This is a genomic window from Roseibium sp. (genome assembly GCF_050301095.1).
Taxonomy (GTDB): Bacteria; Pseudomonadota; Alphaproteobacteria; order Rhizobiales; family Stappiaceae; genus Roseibium.
On sequence record NZ_JBNKYW010000167.1, the window covers coordinates 1 to 22,273 of the forward strand.

Below are 22,273 nucleotides of genomic sequence, written 5' to 3' on the forward strand. Positions count from 1 at the left end.
TCGAAGGTCTTGAGATTGCGGTTGTTGATACCGACTAGGCGGGAGGACAGTTTCAAAGCCCGTTCCAGTTCTTCCGAGTCGTGAACTTCCAGGAGCACGTCCATGCCAAGGCTGAAAGCGGCGTCCTCCAGAGCCCGGGCCGTGTCGTCGTTGACGGCGGCCAGGATGATCAGGATGCAGTCGCCCCCCCAGGCACGAGCTTCGTAGACCTGATAGGTGTCATAAAGAAAATCCTTGCGCAGCGCCGGAAGCGAGACTTCGTTTCGGGCAGCGGTAAGAAACTCAGGACGTCCCTGAAACGAAGGCGTGTCGGTGAGAACGGAAAGGCAGGCCGCGCCGCCCTTTTCATAGGCTTTCGCAAGCAAGGGAGGATCGAAATCCTCCCTGATCAGGCCCTTCGAAGGGCTCGCCTTCTTGATTTCCGCGATCAGGGCATATTCGCCGGCTGCGTGTTTGGCTTCGACCGCCTTGAGGAAGCCGCGTGGTTCCGCAGTGTCCGCAATCCGGGCCTTCAGTTCCTGAAGGGGAACCTGAGACTTGGCTGCCGCGATCTCCTCACGTTTGTAGGCCTCGATTTTCTTCAGGATGTCGGTCATTTCAGATTATCCGTTTGACAGGGCGACCAGCTTTTCCAGCGTGTCTGCCGCTGTGCCGCTGTCGATTGCACTGGCGGCCATGTCAACGCCGTCCCTCAAAGAGCTCACCTTGTCGGCGACCAGCAGCGAGGCGGCGGCGTTGAATAGAACAATATCACGATAGGCGTTCTTCGCGCCCGCAAGCACCTCCCGAAGCGCCCTGGCATTTTCCGACGGCAGCCCGCCCTTCAGGTCTTCCGGCCGGCCAATCGGCAGTCCGACGTCTTGCGGAGAGATCTCGAAGGATCGAAAACTTCCACCGTTCAGTTCGCAAACGAAGGTCGGGCCCGTTGTGGTGATTTCGTCCATGCCGTCGGAACCATGTACCACCCAGGCCTTTTCGGAACCGAGCTCCTTCAGCGCCTGCGCCAGAGGTTCGACCCACTTTTTGGCAAAGACACCTGCCATTTGCCGTTTCACGCTTGCCGGATTGGACAAAGGACCAAGCAGGTTGAATATGGTTCTCGTGCCGAGTTCCATCCGCGTCGGTCCGACATGTTTCATGGCCGCGTGATGAAGCGGTGCGAACATGAAACCGATTCCGACCTTGTGGATGCATTCGGAGATCTTTTCAGGGGAGGCATCAATGTTGACGCCGAGTTCCGCCAGGGCCTCTGCGGCCCCCGATTTGGAAGACAGGGATCGGTTGCCGTGTTTGGCCACCGGCACGCCACAAGCCGCTGTGACGACCGCGGTGCAAGTCGAGATATTGTAGCTGCCCGAATTGTCGCCGCCCGTCCCGACAATATCAATGGCACCGGCAGGAGCATCCACCGGTATCATCTTGTCGCGCATGGAACTGACGGCGGCCGCAACTTCGGTGATGCTCTCGCCGCGGACACGAAGTGCCATCAGAAATCCGCCCAGCTGGGATGGTGTCGCCGATCCGGACAGTATGATGTCAAAGGCTTCACGCGCCTCGTCGGAGCTCAATTCGTGGCCGTCTGCGACTTTGGCAATGAAGTCCTTGAACGTGGTCATGTCGTCATTCCACCTGTGAAAATCAGTTTCTGTCGAGACCGATCAGCTGTGCAATACCGGCTTCGTTGACTTCGATCCCGGCCTTGTTTTCCCGGTCGGTAATGAACTGGCCAAGCAGCGAATCCCGCATCTGCCGCGACATCTGCGTTTCGAGCGCGGCCACCTCCGCTGAAGACCTGTCGAATTCGGGAATCTCGGTACCGGTGACACTGAGGACGATGCGCGCCTCTCCGTCCGCCGAAACCGTCACTGCGGATGTGCCAACGGGACCGCTAAAGGTGGTTGCGATTGCTTCGCGGCCGAAGTCGTCGCTGGGGGTGTTCCGCGTCAGGTTCTCAACGGATTTGACTTCCAACCCGTATTCCGCTGCCAGACTTGCGAGGGGAGTGCCGTTTTGGGCTTTTTCAAGCAATTCGGCGGCTCGTTCGTCGAGGCGTCTGGAAAGTTCCTCGGCTTTCCAGGCGGCTACCACGGCTTCCCTGACCTCGTCCAGGCTACGGTCGCGTTCCGGAATGACCTTGGTCACGTCATACCAGAGGAAACCGCGGTCCCCGAGTTGGAGAACGTCGTTCTCGATGCCGATGTCGCTGGCGAAGGCGCCTGCGACAAGACCTTGCGAGTCCGGAAGGTCCACGCTCGAGCCAGCCATGGATTGACCGGTGTTGTCGAAGGCTTCCGGCGCTGTCACGGTCAAGGAGAAGCGGCTGCCCACCTCGTCCAGCAGCGCTCCGCCGGCGCGTGCATCCTCGATTTCGTCAAGCATGTCGAGGATCTCGCGTTCCGCCTGATCCTTTGCGAGCTCCTGAACGATTTCGTCCCTGACCTCTTCAAACGGCTTCGTGCTTTCCGGCAGGATTTCCTGCACGTTCAGGATGGCCGTAGAAAAGCGGCCTTCGACGGCTCCGCTGGTTGCGCCCTCTTCCAGCGAGAAAGCTGCGTCTCCAAGCGCATCGTCCAGGAAATCCGCCCTTGACATCACCCCGAGGGAAACATCGTTGGCGCTGAGTTCGCGATCCTTCATCAGTTCATCGAATGTCTTGCCAGTTTGAAGTTCCGTCGCGGCTTCTTCAGCGGCTTCTTTCGAAGGGAAGGACATCTGACGAATTTTTCTGCGTTCCGGCTCGAAGTAGTCATCCGAACGGCGGTCGTACTCCGCACGCGCGTCTTCCTCCGTCACATCATCAGGCCGGGCGAGAGTGTCCGGCGTCAGGGCGACATATTTGATTTCCCGAAACTCGGGCGCCCTGAAGTCCGCTTTCTTTTGTTCAAAGAATGCATTGAGAATGTCGTCTGCCGGATCTTCTATCTCGCCGACGAAAGCCGCATCGACAAGCAGGTAGTCGGCGCTGCGGGTTTCGCGCTGGTAGACGTCCATCGCCCGCAGATAGGCAGTGGGAACACTCATGCTCCCTGCCAGCCCCTCGGCGAGTTGGCTCCTTTCGGCGATCTTGCGCCGCTGCACGACATATTCGTCTTCGCGGTAGCCGTTGTTGCGCAGCAGTTGCTGCAGGCGGTTGCGGTCGTAACGGCCGCCGGCGCCCTGCAGGGCCGGGTCGCTTTGTATGATGGCCGCAAGCCGTTCGTTCGAAACGCCGAGTTGCAGTTCCCGTGCCGTATCATTCATGGCCGCTTCGGCGATCAGCTTACCGAGTGCCTGCTGCGGCAGGCCGAGTGCGGCACCTTCTTCAGCTGTGAGCGGACGGCCGAACTGCTGCCCCAACCGGTTCAGGTCCTGACGGTAGGTGCGGTCGAAATCGACGAGGGCGATTTCCGTATCCCCAACCTTGGCTGCGATGTTCTGGCTGATGTTGGTCAGGAAACCGCTAATGCCCCAGACGGCGAAACTCATGATCAGCAAGGCGATAAACAGTTTGGCAACCCAGGTGCCAGCGCCCTTGCGCAGCGCGTCAAGCATGACGACTCCAGTATTTTTGTTCTTTCCATCAGCCCCTTGAACCGGTTGAAAGTCACTCCGGCCCAAATCAGAGCGGGCGGATCATAATGAGGTGGCGCCGCTGCCGCAAGGCGGACCGGCCACAAACTTGGGGCGCCAAACGCATATTCGGCGGGACAGACAGATTGAAACAAAAGAGCGCATCTGATCTAAAGGCGGCAAATGACGAACAGGTTCGGGGAGCGAACGGAATATGAGCGCGAATATCAAGCCGCTGGTTGCCGGTAACTGGAAGATGAATGGTCTGAAATCCAGTCAGGCGGAGTTCTACAAATTGGTCGCCGGTCTCCCGGACGAACTCGCCGATACGGTCGACACCATGATTTGCGCTCCGGCAACGCTGATCGCACTCCTGGCCGACAAGGCCGCTGGCGGTGCGGTGTTGCTCGGTGGCCAGGATTGTCACGCAAATGCCTCCGGCGCACACACCGGCGATATTTCTGCCGAAATGCTGAAGGATGCAGGGGCTGCTGCGGTGATCGTCGGTCACTCGGAGCGTAGGACGGACCACGGCGAGAGTGATGCGGACGTGAACGCCAAGGCGCAGGCCGCCTGGAGGGCCGGTCTGGTCGCAATTATCTGCGTTGGCGAAACGGAAACCGAGCGCAAGGCCGGGCAGGCTGTTGAAGTCGTCGAGCGTCAGCTGAAGGGTTCCATTCCGGACGGCGCGACTGCCGAAAACACCGTTATCGCCTACGAACCGGTCTGGGCGATCGGCACCGGTCTGACGCCGACCGCTGCGGATGTCGCCGAAATGCACAAGGCAATGCGGGACAGTCTCGAGGCGCGTTTCCAGTCCGAAGGGGCGCAGATGAGGCTGCTCTACGGCGGCTCGGTCAAGCCTTCCAATGCGGAAGAACTCATGGCGGTTGCCAATGTCAACGGAGCGCTCGTCGGCGGTGCAAGCCTCAAGGCTGACGACTTCCTTGGGATCCTTGCGGCCTATTCCTGAAGACGCTTCACTTGAAGCTTCTGTGCTGAAGGCACAATTGAAGGGTAGAAAGCTGGCGGCGTCTGGTGTAGAAGGCCGCCAATCTAGAAATCTTTACAGAATGGCATTCGATGGAAACCGTAGTCATCGTAATCCACCTCATGGTCGTGCTGGCCCTGGTGCTCGTTGTCCTCCTGCAGCGCTCTGAAGGGGGCGCTCTCGGAATCGGTGGAGGCGGCGGTGGTCTGATGTCCAGCCGCGGGACGGCAAACATTCTCACCCGGGCGACCGGTATTCTGGCGCTGGCTTTCTTTGCGACGTCTCTCGCTCTCAGCCTGATCGCAAAGAATCAGGAAAACCCGGGTGCCATTCTGGACGCGGTACCGGCCGCCATCAGCGATGCCCCGGCCGACAGCGGCACGGAAGGCGGTTCGGGTGGCGTTCTTGATTCGCTCAAGAACCTGGAGCAGGAACCGACAGGTCCCCAGGTTCCGGCCGCTCAGTAAGGCGGCATTGCGGGCTGGCCCGCTCCTTCAACCAACATATGCCCTGCGGCTGATCTCGCAGGGCATTTTTATGTGTTAAGAACGCAACTCCCGAGTGGCCAAACCGCCCTCGGCAAGGATATGGTATTGGTCCATGGCGCGATACATCTTCATCACTGGCGGCGTGGTTTCCTCGCTTGGAAAAGGACTTGCTTCTGCGGCTCTGGGGTCATTGCTCCAGGCGCGTGGTTACAAGGTCCGTCTTCGTAAACTCGATCCCTACCTCAATGTCGATCCGGGCACGATGAGCCCGTATCAGCACGGCGAGTGTTTCGTCACAGACGACGGGGCCGAGACTGATCTCGATCTTGGTCACTACGAACGATTCACCGGACGGCCTGCGAACCAGCAGGACAACATCACGACCGGACGGATCTACCAGGACATCATCGCAAAGGAACGGCGCGGGGACTATCTTGGCGGTACCGTCCAGGTGATTCCGCATGTGACGGATGCGATCAAGAATTTTGTCCTGACCGGCAACGAGGACTACGATTTCGTTCTCGTTGAAATCGGCGGCACCGTGGGCGACATCGAGGGACTGCCTTTCTTCGAGGCAATCCGCCAACTCGGCAACGATCTGCCGCGCGGCGACGTCGTTTACGTCCATCTGACCCTGATGCCCTACATTCCGAGCGCAGGCGAGATGAAAACCAAGCCGACGCAGCACTCGGTGAAGGAACTGCGCTCCATCGGCATTCAGCCCGATATCCTGATGGTCCGGTGCGACCGCCCGATTCCGGAGACGGAAAAACGTAAACTCTCCCTTTTCTGCAATGTGCGCGAGAGTGCCGTCATTCCGGCCTACGACGTCAAGTCGATCTACGACGTGCCGATTGCCTATCACAAGGAAGGACTGGACGACGAGGTTCTGGCGGCTTTCGGCCTGAAAGGGGCGCCGGCACCGGTGCTTGCACGGTGGGAAGGTATCTCCGAGGCGATTGCCAACCCGGAAGGCGAAGTCAAGATCGCCATCGTCGGCAAGTACACCGTACTGAAGGATGCCTATAAATCCCTGATCGAGGCACTGGTCCATGGCGGTATTGCCAACCGGGTGAAAGTGAATCTGGAGTGGATCGAATCGGAGACATTCGAAAAGGAGGATCCGAGCCCGTACCTGGAAGGCGTTCACGGGATTCTTGTGCCGGGGGGCTTTGGCGAACGTGGTGCGGAAGGCAAGATTGCGGCAGCACATTATGCCCGCACCCGCAACATTCCCTATTTTGGTATCTGTTTCGGCATGCAGATGGCCGTTCTGGAAGCTGCCAGAAACCTGGCGGGCATCAAGGACGCCAATTCCACCGAATTCGGCCCCACCAAGGAACCGGTTGTCGGCCTGATGACCGAATGGACCAAGGGCAATGCCCGGGAAACGCGCAACGAGGATGGCGATCTTGGCGGCACAATGCGTCTCGGGGCTTATCCCGCGGCCCTGAAGGTCGGTTCGAAAATTGCGGAAATCTACGGATCCAATGCCATTTCGGAACGTCACCGTCACCGCTACGAGGTGAATATCGGCTATCGGGATGAGCTCGAAAAATGTGGTCTCATCTTTGCCGGTACATCGCCGGACGGTGTTCTGCCGGAGACCGTCGAAATCGAAAACCATCCATGGTTTATCGGGGTCCAATATCATCCGGAACTGAAGTCCCGGCCGTTTGAACCTCATCCGCTGTTTGCATCCTTTATCGGCGCGGCCGTGCAGCAAAGCCGTCTGGTCTGACGAAAAGCCCATTGCAAGGAGCGGTCATGGTACGCGGTCTCGATCATCTTGTTGTTGCAGTGAAGGATCTCGAGGCCGCAGGCCGTGCCTACTCCGAGCTTGGTTTCACGGTGACGCCGGAGAACCGGCACCCGTGGGGCACCGCCAACAGGCTCGTTCAGCTAGACGGATTCTTTATCGAACTGCTCGGTGTTGCCGATCCGGCGCTCATTCCGGAGCCCTCGGGCAACAGCTTTTCCTTCGGAGCCTTCAACCGGGATTTCCTGAACAAGCGGGAAGGGGCCAGCATGCTGGTCCTTGAAAGCCAGGGCGCAGTAGCGGACCGTTCCGGATTTCACAGGTCCGGGCTGCAGATGTTCGATCCTTTTTCCTTCGACAGGATGGCCAACCTTGCAGATGGCTCCACTGTCAAGGTGGCCTTTGATCTGACGTTTGTAAGGGACCCGCTCAGCCCGGAAATCGGATATTTTACCTGCCACAACAAGTATCCTGAAAATTTCTGGAAGCCGGCGTTCCAGTCGCATGTCAACGGTGCAAAAGGTGTCCGGTCGGTTTACCTTTTGGCCGCAGACCCTTCCGATCACCATGAATTCCTGAGTGCCTTTGCCGGGCAACGTGAAATGCGGGCGACGAGCCTCGGCCTGGAACTGCAGACCCCGCGCGGCCGGATTTCGGTCCTGTCGCCAAGGGCCTACCAATTGCTTGCCGGCGAGGCGGCGGCATCCAGTGTCCGGGGCGAAATTCCGCAGATTGCCGCCCTGGAGATTGCCTGTTCCGGGCGAACGGCGCTGGAAGTCATTCCTGCGGACCGTCTTTTCGGTCTCACACTGATCCTTTCGCCGGAAGAATAGGTCGGAACGGGGCCCCGGATTGACTGAGCCGTCGATATTTTACCGGCTACATCGTTTGAAAACGCTGAGGAATTTATTACACGCCCAGGTTCGGGAGCGGGCAATAAGCTCTTGTTGAATCAATCAGTCCTTCTATAGTGAATTCCGACCATGTGTCTTGCCGCTGGTGGTCAGACCTCGGAGTTTCTGAATGACCTTTTTGAGCTTTGCTTCTTCTTCCTCCCGTTCAATTGTCCTGGCAGCGGTTGCGTCGGCTTTTCTGGCCGGCTGTTCCGATGACAGCAAAAAGGCTGAAGCTCCGGCCGCGCCGCCGCCATCCGTCACCGTTGCGAAGGTGACCTCGCAGGATATTCGTCAAAGCGCTCGTTTTGTCGGTCAGGTGGCCGCGATCGACAAGGTGGACCTGATCGCCCGTGTCAGCGGCTTTCTGGAACAGAAAGCCGTGAAGGACGGGGCGGTCGTCAAGAAAGGCGATCTGCTGTTCACCATCGAAAAAGCTCAATACGAAGCCGCCTTGTCAAAGGCGAAGGCGGATGTGGCAAGCGCAAAGGCCGACGCGGCCCTGAAGTCCGCCGATGAGAAGCGCGACAAGGACCTTCTGGAGAAGGGCCACGTCTCGGAAGCAGCCTATGAAGCCACGCTGGCGCAAAAGCAGCAGGCGGAAGCGTCTGTCGAAGCGGCACAATCCTCCCTGCAGCAGGCCGAGCTTAATCTCAGCTACACCGATATCTCCGCTCCGTTTGACGGTCAGTTGGGCAAGACGAGCTACAGCGTCGGCGAGGTCGTCGGACCGGGCACGGGGTCGCTGGCAAGTCTGATCAGCCTGGCTCCGGTCTATGTCAACTTCTCCGTCAGCGAGGCGCAGTATCTCAATGCGGTCAAGACCCACGGCCTCAATCCCGAGGACATCACGCCGGACGAGTCGCCTGATCTCAATCTGATCCTGCCGAACGGTGAGACTTACGATGAAAAGGGCAAGATTGTTTTCATCGACAATCAGATCGACGCTACCACCGGAACCATTTCCTTCAGGGGACGTTTCGACAACAAGGACGTGCGCCTCCTGGCGGGGACCTATGTGACCGTCGTTCTTGAAGCCCCCCAGTCGGAGACCGCTCTCGTTGTTCCGCAGGCAGCCATACAGCGCGATCAGCAGGGCGCTTTCGCCCTTGCCGTTACCGCGGACAAGAAGGTGGAACAGCGTTACGTCGACCTTGGTCAGCAGGTGGAGACCGCCTTTGTCGTCACGAAGGGGCTCAAGGAAGGCGACGAGGTGATTGTCGAAGGCCTGCAGAAAGTTCGCCCCGGCGTTGTGGTCAATCCCAGCCTTGCCTCCAAGCCGGCGGAGAAAAGCTAAATGTTTTCACGCTTTTTCATCTACCGGCCGAAGTTTGCGCTGGTCATTTCCATCGTGATCACTATTGCCGGTATCCTTGGATATCTGTCGCTGCCAGTCGAGCAGTTTCCCAACATCACCCCGCCGGTGGTCAATGTATCCGCGACCTATACGGGGGCCAACGCGGAGGTTCTGGAAGAAACGGTGGCCGCGCCGATAGAGGGGCAGGTCAACGGCGTCGACGACATGATCTACATGCAGTCGACCAGCAACGACAGCGGCAATTATTCCCTCAACGTGACCTTCGGTGTCGGCACCGATCCGGATATTGCGACGGTGAACACGCAGAACCGGGTCAGCCAGGCGACCAGCCAGCTGCCGAGCGAAGTCACGTCCAACGGCGTGACGGTGCAAAAGGCCAGCACCAACATGTTGCTGGTGATTACGCTCTATTCTCCGGACGGCACCTATGACCCGGTGTTCCTGTCCAACTACGCCTCGATCAACCTTAAGGACGCGCTCGCCCGTGTTCCCGGGGTTGGCCGGGCCGACGTGATGACCGATTTCGCTTATGGCATGCGTATCTGGCTTGATCCAGATCGGCTCACCAGCCTGGGCATGACGCCGACCGACTTCATCAACGCGGTCCGCGATCAGAACATTCAGGTGGCCGCCGGTCAGATCGGTGCGCCGCCCGTGCCGGACGGGCAGCAGTTCCAATACACCATCAAGGCCAAGGGTCGTCTGGCATCAGCCGAGGAGTTCGAGCAGATCGTGCTTCGGACGGGGGCCGACGGAGCGGTGGTGACCATCGGCGACGTCGCCAGGGTGGAACTCGGCGCGCAGTACTACAACGCCTCGGGCGAATTCAATGGCAAGCCGGCAACCGTGCTTGCCGTCTACCAGGCCCCCGGCGCCAATGCGCTGCAGGTTGCCCAGAACGTGTTGACGCGGCTGGACAGCCTGTCGAAGAACTTTCCGCCGGATATGGATTACGGCGTTCCGTTCAATACAACCGATTTCGTCCAGGCATCGCTCAACGACGTGATCGCCACCCTGTTCCTGACCTTCCTGCTTGTGGTTTCCGTGGTGTTCGTGTTCCTGGGGAACTGGCGCGCGACAATCATCCCTACGGTGGCCATCCCGGTGTCACTGATCGGCACCTTCGCTGTCCTGCTCGCGCTCGGCATGACGCTCAACACGATCTCGCTGTTTGCGCTCGTTCTGGCGATCGGCATCGTTGTGGATGATGCCATCGTTGTCGTGGAGAACGTGGAGCGCATCATTTCCGAAGAGGGGTTGCCGCCGAGGGAAGCCACCGCCAAGGCGATGGAACAGATCACCAGTCCTGTGATTGCCACCACGCTCGTGCTCCTGGCCGTTTTCGTGCCAACGATCTTTATGCCGGGGATCACAGGCCGGCTCTATTCGCAGTTTGCGATTACGATCTCCGTCTCCGTCCTGATTTCCTCGGTCAACGCGCTGACGCTGTCTCCGGCGCTATGCGGCCTGATCCTGAAGGCCCGCTCCGGGCCGCCGCGCGGTATCATGGGGCTGTTCGATCGTGGCATCACCTCCGTTCGCAACGGTTACACCTCCATCGTGCGCCGATTGGTACGGGTTGCCGTCATGGGACTGGTGATCGTTGCAGGCGCGATCGCGCTGATCGTAACGCTTGGCGGAACACTGCCCCAGGGTTTCCTGCCCTCGGAGGACCAGGGTTACCTGATGGTCGATGTACAGCTGCCGGACGGCGCCGCGCTTGAACGTACCGAAGTGGTCACCAAGCGCGTGGTCGAGATGGCCACGAACACGGCGGGCGTTGCCAATGTCGTGATCGTCAACGGCTATTCGATCCTGAACGGCGCTACGTCGTCGAATGCCGCCCTCGTGATCGCAACCATGAAGAACTGGGAAGAACGTCAGGCACCGGACCTGCGCATCAACGCGATCCTGGCCAAGTTCTGGGCACAGTTTTCCACCATCCCGGGCGCCAACATCATCGCCTTCAACCCACCGCCGATTCCCGGTCTGGGAACCACCGGAGGCGTTCAGGCGATGCTGCAGCAAACCGGTGGTGGAACGCCCCAGGATCTGGCTTCCGCGGTTGGTTCGATGGTCTATTCGGCCAACCAGAGCCCGGATGTCGGACGGGCGTATTCAACCTTCCGGGCGAATGTGCCTCAGGTATTTGTCGATCTCGACCGGGAAAAGGCCAAGACGCTCGGCATCAAGGTTTCCGACGTCTTCAGCACGTTGCAGGCTTATCTCGGCTCCTACTACATCAACGACTTCAACAAGTTTGGCAGGGTCTACAAGGTGATGATCCAGGCCGAGGGCAAGTTCCGTGACAAGGTGGAAGACATCGGCGCGCTCTATGTGCGGTCAACCGATGGAACCATGGTGCCGATGCGAAGCATCCTGACGACGCAGAACGTGCTCGGACCGCAGATCCTGACGCGCTACAACATGTTCCGAGCAGCGGCTGTGATGGCCGATCCCGCGCCGGGAGCTTCGACGGGCGTGGTGATCAACGAGGTCAACGCGGCCGGGGTGGAGGCCCTTCCGGACGGCTATGCCCTGGAATGGACGGGGACGGCGCTGCAGCAGCTCGGCTCAGGACAGATCGTCATGTTCATTCTGCTGCTGTCGATCCTGTTCACCTATCTGTTCCTGGTGGCTCAGTATGAAAGCTGGACGATGCCGGTGGCGATCCTGATGTCCGTGTCCTTCGCCATCCTGGGGGCACTTGTCGCGGTTTTCGCGACAGGCGGCGACGTCAATCTCTACACGCAGATCGGCATGATCATGCTGGTCGGAATGGGGGCGAAGAACGCCATCCTGATCGTTGAGTTTGCCATGGAGCAAAGAGATGGCGGAAAGTCGATCAAGGATGCTGCCGTGGAAGCCGCGCATTTGCGTTTCCGGGCCGTGATGATGACGGCCCTGTCCTTCCTGCTGGGAGTTGTGCCGCTGATGACCGCTTCGAGTGCAGGTGCCGCCAGCCAGAAGGCAATCGGCTTTGCTGTCTTCGGCGGCATGCTGTTTGCGACCTGTATCGGCGTCCTGATGATACCGATTCTCTATGTCTGCCTGCAGACGATGCGCGAGACAGTCAAGGGATGGTTGGGCGGCCAAGGAACAAAGGCAGGGGAAACACCGGCGGCCTGACGCCGGTGTTGCTTGTGAAGATCAGCAATTCCGGTTGCCGTTCAGAAGGACTGGAGCCAGTCCATATTACGTTGGCAACAGCGTGCCTCAGGTCAGGATCGCATCGCCCGTGGTGAAGTCAGCAAGGGCGAAGTTCTCCAATGTGAGGACCGTGCCTCCGCCGAAGTCGATTTGCAGGTCGCCGTTCACCTGGCTGGCGAGCAAGAGCAGAGCGTCGAAACCGGCAAACCCGAAGGAAGTCAGATCCAGTAAATCGAGACCGTCCTGAAAATCGGTAATCGTCGCGGTTTCGTCATTGGTACGGAAGACGAAGACATCCGCGTTTTCGCCGCCTGTCAGGATATCGTTGCCACGACCTCCCGAAAGCCAGTCCTGACCGGAGCCGCCGAACAGCAAGTCGTCCTGTTGGGACCCGAACAGTGTATCGTTACCTGCACCGCCATAGAGTTCGTCACCCGCAACAGCAGCCAACAGGAACGAACTGGTGCCGTAAAGCGTGTCGTTGCCTTCGTCTCCGTAAAGCCGGTCGGCTCCGGCTCCGCCTTTGATCAGGTCATCCCCGGTGCCGCCGTGCGCTTCGTCACTGCCGGCTGAGATCAGATTGGCAAATCCCGTCAGTCCGGTGAAGATCCGGTCGTCCCCGGCGCCGCCAAAAATGGTATCGCTTCCTGAAGAGTAGGCAATTGGAGCAAAGGGGTCGAACCGCATGTCACCGTAAATGGTGTCATTGCCGCTACCGCCATAGATGACATCGTCACCTGCAAAGGTTTCCGCCGCCAAATGGCTCTGGACAGAAGGAGCTTCAACAAGATGGTTGGCATCCCCGACAATCAGGTCGTCACCGGCATCGCCATAAAGCAGGTCGTTTCCCAGAATTGAACCGGCTTCAGCTGCTCCTCCGAAACCTCCGACATCGCCGTAGATTTCGTCGTCGCCGGCCCCGCCGTGGATTTCGTCATGTCCCGCAATGGCGGCTGTAAGGGTTTCGCCGGCGTACGCAACAAGTCTGAAGGCATCGCCTACAAGGATGTCATGCCCGGAGCCGCCGAAGATCAGGTCATCGCCCCCTTGGGCGTAGTAACCCATAATGGATGCGCCCAGCTCAATCGAACCGGCATCCCCATAGATGATGTCGTCGCCTTCTCCGCCGAGGATGACGTCATCTCCGCCAATCGCATAACTTTCCGTCGCCGTTGAACCCATCAGGTCGCGTCCGGAGTCCCCTGCGATAACATCATCGCCCTGACCGCCGTCGATGAAATCGTTACCGCCAACACCAGAAAACATCTGGAAACGGTAGTCGCCTGAAATGATGTCGTTTCCGGCACCGCCGTATATCCGGTCGTGTCCGCCGGCATGGTTGAAAATGCCGAATGCGGTTTCGCCTATCAGCACATCGGACCCGGGGCCGCCAAGCAGCAAATCGTTCCCGCCGGTGCCTCCGGAGACTGTCAGGAAGGCATCGCCATAGAGCGTGTCGTTGCCGATACCTCCCGATATCCTGTCGTTCCCGCCGGTCTGTCCTTCGACAACCACGTTTTCGCCATACAGCGTGTCGTCACCCAATCCACCGCGTATGTCGTCATTTCCGTAAGTAACGACCGCGTCGAAGACGCCCGAATCTCCGAAAACGGTGTCGTCTCCAAGACCGGCGATGATTCGATCATCGCCGAAGATGTAAGGTGCGCTGAAAAGGAACGCATCTCCGAAAATCCTGTCATCGCCGGAAAATGCCAGGATAAGGTCATCTTCTGTCGTTCCGTTAACATCGGATCCGACCGGGAAAAAATCGTCGCCAAGCGTGCCTTTGATCAACATCGGAATGCACCCCCGTCACCTGATCTTTGTGTGCACTTTCAGGCTAGCAGGTGATTTGCGTTAGGGGAGACAATCAGAAGGTGTAAACTTGGCAAAGCTGATGATCTTGCTCCGGCGCACTGGCATTCATTCGTATCCACGCGATAACGACACGAATTCAATGCAAGCTGTTGAAACGAATGCCCTGTAAAAAGTCAGGAGGGTCGATTGGCGCAAACCGACTGGCGTTGCTGAATTCAAATCACGGTCACAAGCTCATCAGCGAAATCATCCGGAACAAAAGCGAATTCGGACATCGGATCAGCAAAAAAATTTAACATGGTAAACAAGATTTTTTGCTGTTTCTTACCTAGCGGAAGAAAGAGATCCGTGGAACGGAGGGGCTCCGCCGTCTCGCTGGCGCAATGGGGACAAGATTCATCAATTGCTTGCCCCGTTTCCCTTGGAAGGCACGGAGACTGGGCAGTGATTTTCGGCTCGACGGAAACAGATTACAGATGAGAGTTTCAGGTAATCGTACGGTCCGCTGCCTGCGAAGCGCGATAAGGACATTGAATTTGCGGGGGAATTTTTGGTGAGCCGACAGGGGTTCGAACCCTGGACCTACTGATTAAAAGTCAGTTGCTCTACCAGCTGAGCTATCGGCTCTCACCAAAATCCGAGCAGCAGGTAGGGGCGTTGGCGCCGCGCTGCCGCGTCGGTGGCGTGTGTTTAGGCCGACAGGGATGACATTGCAAGAGGCAAATTTGATTTTTTCAACAGGCTCGTAAAATTGAGGAAACTGGCGGTAAATTTGCTCCTTCTTTTTACCGCTGACCTGGATCCAATCAACAAAAATCAGTAAATATTCAGAATTTATAAAATAGAATAGCTTTCTCCGTAAGAAAGAACCGGAAAATGTGCTGAAATAATAGTTCAAAATTATCATTATTTGGAAAATAACGATCATTCTCCTGCAAAAACTGTCAGGTGGCGTGGAAATGCTTTGTGGGGTAACGTTGCCGTGTACATGAGAGGTTACATGCAAACGACAACGATGGACGATGCAACGAACTCGGTGGAGTTCGATTTCGTGAAGGGGCATATCGCAGCCACGATGACCCTGATTCATGGATTGATAGAACAGGGCCTGATCGACCGGGATCAGCTTGATGCGTTTTTTGCCTCCTTCATCAGCAGCCTACCGCACAACCGGGACACGCTCGGTCTACGGTTGATTCTGGACCAATGGCGGCAGGGATTGCGGGACGGTGCAGCTGAAGACGAATTGAAAGGAAAACTCTTCGAGGTCATTCGGGGTGGCCGGAACGGCTGAAGCTCTTTGACCCGCACTTGTCGGGTGGAAATATAATTACTCCCATAGAGTTGAGACGGTGTGGCGCTTTGGCGCTTTTTTTTATTGTCCGGGCGCTGCCGTTTCTCCTCCATAACAGTTTGTCTGAAAGGCCGGTCGCTTTCCTTCCGATACGGAAAGTCTGCGCGAGGCACTGCCAATCTGTGTCATTGAGGACAGCGTCAATCCGTTTCAAATGCAAACAGGGCAGATTGCGCGCGAACTGGTGTTTGTCTACCGCCTTTGCTATCCCTCTGAAATACCGGATAGGGAGGCGTAAGGTTTGTCCAAGCGATTGTTGAGCGGAATTGTTCGGGCAGCATGCGGGTTTCCCGCCAACTGCATGAATTCAACTTCAGTTGGGCCGCACCGTCACAGCCTGCTGGCCTGCCTGGCGTTTCTGGTGGTTTCGGCCTCTCCGGGAACGGCGCAGGAACAACGTTTTATTACCATCGGAACCGCAGGTGTTACGGGAGTATATTTTCCAACAGGAGCCGCTATCTGCACACTCGTCAATCAGAACCGGGCAAAGCATGGCGTCAGGTGTGCTTTCGAACCGACGAGGGGATCAATTTCGAATATTGATAGGCTCAGGGCCGGCAAACTCGATTTCGGTTTTGTTCAATCGGACTGGCAATATCATGCGTTTCACGGATCCGTACGGTTTCTGGAGGACGGACCGTTTGAGGATTTACGGTCCGTATTCTCGCTTCACTCGGAAACAGCAACGTTCGTAGTGCGCAAGGAATCGGGCTATCACAGCTTTGACGCCTTGAAGGGCGCGAAGATCAACGTTGGCAGTGAAGGATCCGGATCCGCGGCCTCCTGGAATGCGCTGGTCAAACGGTTGGGGTGGCTGGAGGACGACCAAAAAGGGGTTTCAAATCTCAAGACCTCCAAACTGGCCGAGGCGCTCTGCAGCGGTGAGATAGACGGCTACTTCGAACTGATCGGACATCCGGCGAATCTGGTCGAGGAAACACAGCAGCTATGTGAAATCCGGCTGCTCGGCATTGAGGGGAAGGCCATAGACTCATTGTTGGAAGAGGCGCCATATTACCTCAAAGTGACCGTTCCGGCCGACGACTACGGCATGCCGGAGTCAGTTGCCTCTTATGGTGCAGTCGCGACCTTCGTTACCTCAGCAAATATGCCGGACGAAATCGTCCATGCCCTGGTGTCATCGGTCTTTGACAATCTCGAGGGCTTCAAGCAGCTTCATCCGGCGCTTCAAAACCTGTCCGCAAGCGAAATGGCTTCTCGCGGCATGGAGGCGCCGCTACATCCTGGCGCATTGAAATTTTACCGGGAACAGGGCCTATTGCCAGCCGCAGAATAGACATGTTCGCAAGGCAGTACCGCTCTGCTCGCCAAAAGGTGAGCGCCAGTTGTTTTTGTTTCGGGTGTCTGTCCGCCTAAATCAGGGACGAAGATGTCCGCACTTACCGCTCGAACCCGCCGGAAACCCATATGATTCAGGATGTGACAATCATCGGCGCCGCATTGGCCGGTGTTCTTTCCTTCATCTCGCCATGTGTGCTGCCTCTGGTCCCGCCATACCTCGGGTTTCTGGCCGGCGTTTCGCTAGAGCAGCTCTCGGGTGAAGACGAAGACAGCAGTTCGGCCACCCAACGCGTTTTCCTGAGTGCCGTGGTTTTTGTCCTGGGATTTTCGACTGTGTTCGTATTGCTCGGGGCAACCGCCAGCCTGCTTGGCCAGTTCGTGCGTGCCTACCTCGATTATCTTGGTTATCTGGCCGGCGCCGTCATCATTCTGATGGGGCTGCATTTTCTGGGGGTCTTCAGAATAGGGCTCCTCTACCGCGAAGCCCGGGTTCATGTCGACAAGAAGCCGGCCGGTCCTCTTGGCGCCTATCTCATCGGGTTGGCGTTCGGGTTCGGTTGGACGCCTTGCGTCGGGCCGATTCTTGCCGCGATCCTTTTTGTGGCCGGTGCCAAGGAAACGGTCGGGGAGGGCGCATTGCTGCTCAGTGCCTATGCGCTCGGTCTCGGGGTTCCGTTCCTGGTAGCGGCTCTGTTTGCCGGACCGTTCCTGAACTTCATGAAGCGGTTTCGCAAGCACATGGGCGTTGTGGAGAAGGCCATGGGCGGTGTGCTGGTCCTGACCGGTCTCATGTTCCTGACCGGGCAGATGGCAGTCCTGTCTTACTGGCTCCTGGAGACTTTCCCGGCGTTGCAGACAATCGGTTAGATCTTCGATTGACCCGTTTGAAGCGTGAGGTACTGCCGGCAGGTTCTCGGCCAATGAGGGCGATTGGCTCCTAGAAAGCCGTGTCGCGGAATTCGGCGGCTGCAATCAGCGGGTCACCGGAAAAAATGGCCGGATGGCACAACTCCGTCACATCCAGCAGGTGCAGGCAGGCGACGGCCGCGTCGGCGGCATTGGCGAAGGGGCCCACCATGAGGGCTACGCCGCCCGATGCCGACTGACTGCTGACGGTCAGGGGACGCAGGTCGCGCATCCGCTCCTCGTTTTGTTCCTTGAAGTCCGCCCAGGCCTTGGCGGCCGCAGCCAGGTCACGATACCGGCCTATGACGGCACCGAAGTCACTGCGCTTGAGTGTCATGTCGCCACTGCCCCGCAAACGGCCCGCCGGGTCAGACGGCATGATGATGGCAGGTTTGGGTGTCGTCGTGGTCGGAGTGGCGTCAAATTCCGGCTGATCAGAAGACGATCCGCCTGGCGGGATGGAGCCTGTAACGATTGGTGCTCCTTCAGCCTCCGGCAATTCCACGATCCTGACCGGTTCATGGATCTTGAGGGTGGAGGGCGGTGAAACCGGTGCTGGCTGCTGCGAGGACTGCAGAGTGACCCTGCTCGGTGGTACCTGGGAACCACTGGTCTTGGGAGTTTCCATTCGCGTTCCGGAAGCCGTGTTTCCGACCGGAGGCGTTTTCCCGGCATCGGCCAGTTTTTTGCGAGGCGGGATGACGGCGGAGGGGGAGGACTGATTTGTCGGCTGAGCTTCTGCCGATGTCATTACCACACCGGGACTGGGAACGGTTTTCCGCAGTGAACCTGTGCCGGTGGCCGGTTGGTCGCCTGTCGCAGCCAGTCTGGAAGCCGTGACATCCTCTTCCAGCGCGGCAATTCGGCGGGAATAGGCTATGTTTTGTTCCGAAAGCGCGCTCAGCCTTCTGCGAAGGCCCACGATTTCCTTTTGAAGAACTTCGATCTGGCTCTGGCTGACGTCGGCAGCCTGCCTGTTTCCTTCAGGCCGCGGCAACTCCAGGACTTCGACCCTTTGTGCCCTGCCGGACCTTGCGATGGATGCGGTTGTCTCTATCGGTCCCGCCGCAGGAAGGGGGACACCTGTGATCGTCTGATTGGAAAGCGCCAATTGCGCATCGCGAGAACCGAACTGGTAGGAGGCAAGGCCGACCGTGCCCATCACCACGGCAGCAAACGCCCACGACAAAAGGCCGACACGCGAGGGCGTGAAGGTATCCCGGACCACTTCCCGGGTAGACTTCTGTGACTGCGGTTCCAACAAGACGTGGACCTTCCGACCCTCGATGCGAATCTTACTCAAGTTACCGTATCAGTCGTTAATTATGGTTAATGAAACGCAAAGCGAAATGCCCGGCCGGTCGGATCTTTCAAAGTTCTGTGGATCGGGGCATATAGTGCGCCAAAAGCAAACACGCGGCCCGCCAAAGTGACATTGGGTAATTCATGACAACTCGATCCTGCCTTTCCATCGTTCTCGCCGCCGGGCTGGGAACAAGAATGAAGTCCGACCTGCCGAAGGTCATGCACGAGATTGGTGGCCTGCCGCTTGTGGGGCATGTCCTGAAAGCGCTTGGACGAGCCGGTTCGGACCGGATCTCCGTCGTTACCGGACCGGATATGCCGGAGCTTGCAACCCTGGTGCGCGACCTCGCACCACACGCCCGCTGCTGTGTTCAGACCGATAGGCTGGGCACGGCCCATGCCGTGCTGGCGGCAAAACCGGCGCTGGAGCTCGAATCGGACGATGTCCTTGTGCTCTTCGGCGATACGCCGCTCGTGACACCGGAAACGATCGCGAAGGTCCGGCAGGGGCTGGAACGCGGGGCGGATCTGGTGGTTCTAGGCTTTCAGACCCGCAATCCTTTTGGTTACGGCCGCCTTCTGGTCGAAAACGGACGGCTTGTTGCTATCCGTGAAGAAAAGGATGCCAGTGAAGCCGAGCGGAAGGTGACATATTGCAATTCCGGCATCATGGGCATTACCGGCAAGCATGCCCTGTCTCTGTTGGAGGCGATCGGCAACGACAATGCCAAAAAGGAATACTATCTGACCGACGCGGTCGAGATCGCAAACGAACGCGGTTTGACGGTCGTGGCCGTTACCGGTTCCGAAACAGAGACACAGGGCATCAACACACGAGCCCAGCTTGCCGCCTGCGAAGCCGCGTTCCAGAACCGGATGCGGCACGCCGCCATGGACGAGGGCTGTTCTCTGCTGGCACCTCAAACCGTGTTCTTTTCGCATGACACCAAGCTGGACGCCGATGTCATCGTCGAGCAGAACGTGGTTTTTGGTCCGGGTGTCAAGGTTTCCAGTGGTGCGCGTATTCGCGCCTTCAGCCATCTGGAAGGGGCAACGGTCGGTACCGGCAGTGTGGTTGGGCCCTATGCCCGGTTGAGACCCGGAGCGGTGCTTGGCAGTGACACCCGCGTCGGCAATTTCGTTGAGGTGAAGAATGCAACCTTCGGGCCGGGTGCGAAGGTGAATCATCTCAGCTACATCGGCGATGCAAGTGTCGGCTCCAAATCGAACATCGGTGCGGGAACAATCACCTGCAATTACGACGGTTATCTCAAGCACCGTACTGAAATCGGTGCCAACAGCTTTGTCGGGTCCAATTCCACACTCGTAGCTCCGGTAAAACTCGGCAATGGCGTATTTGTATCCGCGGGAAGTGTGATCACGGACAATGTCTCCAAGGACTCCCTTGCTTTCGGCCGGGCACGGCAAGTGGTCAAGGAAGGCAAGGCCAAGGTGCTGCGCGAGCGCCTTCAGGCAGAAAAGGACGCCAAATACTGAGCCTGGCGTCTATCTTAACATTGTCATTTTCTGAAACAGGGATTGATTTCTGCTTCGGTGCAGCAGTCGTCTAAAGCAGGGCGGCCATTTGATCCAATATTTGAAGGGTGTGCTCCATGTGTGGAATTGTTGGCGTGCTGGGGAAAGTCGATGCGGCTCCGCGCATTGTGGATTCGCTGAAGCGTCTTGAATACCGCGGCTACGATTCCGCCGGTGTTGCGACGCTGGTCGATGGCGTCCTTGTCCGCCGGCGCGCGGAAGGCAAGCTCCGCAATCTGGAAGCCGCGCTTGAGAACGCGCCGCTGTCCGGTTCCACCGGCATCGGACACACCCGGTGGGCAACCCATGGCGCACCGACCTTATCGAATGCTCATCCGCATCAGGCCGGTTCCGTGGCCGTGGTCCATAACGGCATCATCGAGAATTATCTCGAGCTGCGCGAAGAGATCGTTGCCGCCGGTGCAATCTTGGATACGGAAACGGACACGGAGGTTGTCGCCCATCTGATCAATCTTGCGCTCGGCCGGGGACTGACGCCGCGCGAGGCTGTTGGCGAAGTTCTGCCGCGCCTCAAGGGGGCTTTCGCACTTGCCCTGCTTTTTGCCGGGGAAGACGACCTGCTCATCGGCGCCCGCAAAGGGTCGCCGCTGGCAATCGGGCACGGCGACGGCGAGATGTTCTTCGGGTCAGACGCGATTGCGCTGTCACCCTTCACAGACCGCATTACCTATCTGGAAGAAGGTGACTGGGCTGTTCTCACGAGGTCCGGCGCGGAGATCTTCGATCAGGCCAATCAGCCAGTGGAACGTCCGGAAGCACGGTCTTCGGTGACATCCAGTCTGATGGACAAGGGCAACTACAAGCATTTCATGGCCAAGGAAATCCATGAGCAGCCCGAAGTTCTCGGCCATACTCTTTCGCGCTATTTCGACTACGGGGCGAAACGGGCGAATGTCGCCGGGACCGAGCAGCTGAAGTTCAAGGATCTCTCTCGTCTCATCATCACAGCTTGCGGTACCGCTTATCTGGCGGGGCTTGTCTCAAAATACTGGTTCGAGAAATACGCGCGCCTGCCGGTCGAAATCGACATCGCCAGCGAGTTCCGGTACCGCGAGACGCCTGTCAGCAGCAGGGACACCGCTCTGATGATCTCCCAGTCCGGTGAAACCGCCGATACCCTTGCCTCTCTGCGCTATTGCAAGGAACACGGGGCGGCCATCGGAGCGATCGTCAATGTGCCCGAAAGCACCATTGCCCGTGAAGCCGACATGGTCTTCCAGACGATTGCCGGTCCCGAGATCGGGGTTGCGTCCACCAAGGCCTTTACATGCCAGCTTGCCGTTCTCGCGGCGCTGGCTCTGCAGGCCGGACGTGAGCGGGGCGTACTGTCTGCAGAGGACGAGCAGAAGCTCGTTGCCGAGCTCACCGAGGTTCCAAGCCTTGCGCTGAAGGCGCTTGCCAGGGAGAGTGAGATCGAGAAGCTGTCGCATCCGCTGTCAAAGGCAAGCAACGCGCTCTATCTCGGGCGGGCCACCAATTTCCCGCTCGCCCTGGAAGGGGCACTGAAGCTCAAGGAACTCTCCTATATCCACGCGGAAGGCTATGCGGCGGGCGAGTTGAAGCACGGACCGATCGCACTGATCGACGAGAACATGCCGGTTTTTGTGATCGCGCCTTATGACGCTATCTATGAAAAGACGGTGTCCAACATGCAGGAGGTTGCCGCGCGCGGCGGCCGGATCGTGCTCATCACAGACAAGCGCGGTGCCGAGGACTGCGGCAACGCTGCGGAGGATGTGGTGATCCTGCCGGACATGTCGGATATCGTCGCGCCGATCATCTATGCCATTCCGGTCCAGTTGATCGCCTACCACACCGCGGTTTTCATGGGAACGGATGTAGATCAACCGCGCAACCTGGCGAAATCTGTCACGGTAGAATGA

The 22,273-nt window shown here is 58.2% G+C and carries 16 protein-coding genes and 1 tRNA gene; 11 read left to right on the forward strand and 6 right to left on the reverse strand.

The genetic code is table 11. The features are described 5' to 3' along the window. From trpC to ACQY7U_RS15370, 3 genes are all read right to left on the reverse strand, one after another. On the reverse strand, nt 1-596 hold a 596-nt coding region (trpC, locus tag ACQY7U_RS15360), incomplete at its 3' end, for an indole-3-glycerol phosphate synthase TrpC (protein ID WP_428645947.1). 6 nt (nt 597-602) lie between these two features. Continuing rightward, the gene (trpD, locus tag ACQY7U_RS15365; RefSeq protein WP_428645950.1) at nt 603-1,616 is read right to left on the reverse strand and encodes an anthranilate phosphoribosyltransferase; all 1,014 of its coding nucleotides are present in this window, start codon (nt 1,614-1,616) and stop codon (nt 603-605) included. 22 nt (nt 1,617-1,638) lie between these two features. Next, nucleotides 1,639-3,531, reverse strand: coding sequence for a SurA N-terminal domain-containing protein (locus ACQY7U_RS15370; RefSeq protein ID WP_428645953.1), 1,893 nt, complete (start codon nt 3,529-3,531; stop codon nt 1,639-1,641). 232 nt (nt 3,532-3,763) lie between these two features. Between ACQY7U_RS15370 and tpiA the strand changes: the two genes are divergently transcribed. The 6 genes from tpiA (at nt 3,764) to ACQY7U_RS15400 (ending at nt 12,127) form a co-directional block, all read left to right on the forward strand. Further along, nucleotides 3,764-4,522, forward strand: a complete 759-nt coding sequence (gene tpiA / locus ACQY7U_RS15375; RefSeq protein WP_428645956.1) for a triose-phosphate isomerase — start codon at nt 3,764-3,766, stop codon at nt 4,520-4,522. Nucleotides 4,523-4,632: 110 nt separating this feature from the next. Next, entirely contained in the window at nt 4,633-5,007 is a 375-nt protein-coding gene (gene secG / locus ACQY7U_RS15380) for a preprotein translocase subunit SecG (protein WP_428645958.1), read from the forward strand. Nucleotides 5,008-5,140: 133 nt separating this feature from the next. Next, complete coding sequence (locus ACQY7U_RS15385) at nt 5,141-6,769, forward strand: CTP synthase (RefSeq protein ID WP_428645961.1); 1,629 nt, start codon at nt 5,141-5,143, stop codon at nt 6,767-6,769. A 26-nt stretch (nt 6,770-6,795) separates the two neighbouring features. Next, a complete protein-coding gene (locus tag ACQY7U_RS15390; protein WP_428645963.1) occupies nt 6,796-7,620 on the forward strand; it encodes a VOC family protein in 825 nt (274 codons plus the stop codon). 190 nt (nt 7,621-7,810) lie between these two features. Further along, on the forward strand, nt 7,811-8,977 hold the full coding sequence (locus ACQY7U_RS15395; RefSeq protein WP_428645966.1) for an efflux RND transporter periplasmic adaptor subunit: 1,167 nt from the start codon (nt 7,811-7,813) through the stop codon (nt 8,975-8,977). Continuing rightward, nucleotides 8,978-12,127 (forward strand): efflux RND transporter permease subunit, encoded by a 3,150-nt coding sequence (locus tag ACQY7U_RS15400; protein WP_428645968.1) that lies wholly within the window; start codon nt 8,978-8,980, stop codon nt 12,125-12,127. A gap of 87 nt (nt 12,128-12,214) precedes the next feature. Here the strand turns inward: ACQY7U_RS15400 and ACQY7U_RS15405 are convergent, their stop codons facing one another. Further along, nucleotides 12,215-13,945 (reverse strand): calcium-binding protein, encoded by a 1,731-nt coding sequence (locus ACQY7U_RS15405; RefSeq protein WP_428645971.1) that lies wholly within the window; start codon nt 13,943-13,945, stop codon nt 12,215-12,217. 572 nt (nt 13,946-14,517) lie between these two features. Beyond that, nucleotides 14,518-14,593 (reverse strand) — tRNA-Lys (locus ACQY7U_RS15410). Nucleotides 14,594-14,966: 373 nt separating this feature from the next. Between ACQY7U_RS15410 and ACQY7U_RS15415 the strand changes: the two genes are divergently transcribed. The 3 genes from ACQY7U_RS15415 (at nt 14,967) to ACQY7U_RS15425 (ending at nt 17,489) form a co-directional block, all read left to right on the forward strand. After that, the gene (locus ACQY7U_RS15415; RefSeq protein WP_428645974.1) at nt 14,967-15,260 is read left to right on the forward strand and encodes a hypothetical protein; all 294 of its coding nucleotides are present in this window, start codon (nt 14,967-14,969) and stop codon (nt 15,258-15,260) included. A 301-nt stretch (nt 15,261-15,561) separates the two neighbouring features. Continuing rightward, on the forward strand, nt 15,562-16,617 hold the full coding sequence (locus ACQY7U_RS15420; RefSeq protein WP_428645977.1) for a TAXI family TRAP transporter solute-binding subunit: 1,056 nt from the start codon (nt 15,562-15,564) through the stop codon (nt 16,615-16,617). A gap of 131 nt (nt 16,618-16,748) precedes the next feature. Beyond that, complete coding sequence (locus ACQY7U_RS15425) at nt 16,749-17,489, forward strand: cytochrome c biogenesis CcdA family protein (protein WP_428645979.1); 741 nt, start codon at nt 16,749-16,751, stop codon at nt 17,487-17,489. A 70-nt stretch (nt 17,490-17,559) separates the two neighbouring features. On the opposite strand, the gene ACQY7U_RS15430 is transcribed toward ACQY7U_RS15425, so the two are convergent. Next, on the reverse strand, nt 17,560-18,792 hold the full coding sequence (locus ACQY7U_RS15430; protein ID WP_428645982.1) for a hypothetical protein: 1,233 nt from the start codon (nt 18,790-18,792) through the stop codon (nt 17,560-17,562). Between the two features lie 182 nt (nt 18,793-18,974). On the opposite strand from ACQY7U_RS15430, the gene glmU reads away from it, so the two are divergent. Together glmU and glmS are read left to right on the forward strand one after the other, a co-directional pair. Continuing rightward, a complete protein-coding gene (gene glmU, locus ACQY7U_RS15435) occupies nt 18,975-20,330 on the forward strand; it encodes a bifunctional UDP-N-acetylglucosamine diphosphorylase/glucosamine-1-phosphate N-acetyltransferase GlmU (protein ID WP_428645984.1) in 1,356 nt (451 codons plus the stop codon). Between the two features lie 116 nt (nt 20,331-20,446). Then, the gene (gene glmS / locus ACQY7U_RS15440) at nt 20,447-22,273 is read left to right on the forward strand and encodes a glutamine--fructose-6-phosphate transaminase (isomerizing) (protein ID WP_428645986.1); all 1,827 of its coding nucleotides are present in this window, start codon (nt 20,447-20,449) and stop codon (nt 22,271-22,273) included.

Coding starts and splice junctions, on each gene's coding strand:
- trpD (WP_428645950.1), bottom strand. CDS start 1,616: ATGACCACGTTCAAGGACTTCATTGCCAAAGTCGCAGACGGCCACGAA.
- ACQY7U_RS15370 (WP_428645953.1), bottom strand. CDS start 3,531: ATGCTTGACGCGCTGCGCAAGGGCGCTGGCACCTGGGTTGCCAAACTG.
- tpiA (WP_428645956.1), top strand. CDS start 3,764: ATGAGCGCGAATATCAAGCCGCTGGTTGCCGGTAACTGGAAGATGAAT.
- secG (WP_428645958.1), top strand. CDS start 4,633: ATGGAAACCGTAGTCATCGTAATCCACCTCATGGTCGTGCTGGCCCTG.
- ACQY7U_RS15385 (WP_428645961.1), top strand. CDS start 5,141: ATGGCGCGATACATCTTCATCACTGGCGGCGTGGTTTCCTCGCTTGGA.
- ACQY7U_RS15390 (WP_428645963.1), top strand. CDS start 6,796: ATGGTACGCGGTCTCGATCATCTTGTTGTTGCAGTGAAGGATCTCGAG.
- ACQY7U_RS15395 (WP_428645966.1), top strand. CDS start 7,811: ATGACCTTTTTGAGCTTTGCTTCTTCTTCCTCCCGTTCAATTGTCCTG.
- ACQY7U_RS15400 (WP_428645968.1), top strand. CDS start 8,978: ATGTTTTCACGCTTTTTCATCTACCGGCCGAAGTTTGCGCTGGTCATT.
- ACQY7U_RS15405 (WP_428645971.1), bottom strand. CDS start 13,945: ATGTTGATCAAAGGCACGCTTGGCGACGATTTTTTCCCGGTCGGATCC.
- ACQY7U_RS15415 (WP_428645974.1), top strand. CDS start 14,967: ATGCAAACGACAACGATGGACGATGCAACGAACTCGGTGGAGTTCGAT.
- ACQY7U_RS15425 (WP_428645979.1), top strand. CDS start 16,749: ATGATTCAGGATGTGACAATCATCGGCGCCGCATTGGCCGGTGTTCTT.
- glmU (WP_428645984.1), top strand. CDS start 18,975: ATGACAACTCGATCCTGCCTTTCCATCGTTCTCGCCGCCGGGCTGGGA.
- glmS (WP_428645986.1), top strand. CDS start 20,447: ATGTGTGGAATTGTTGGCGTGCTGGGGAAAGTCGATGCGGCTCCGCGC.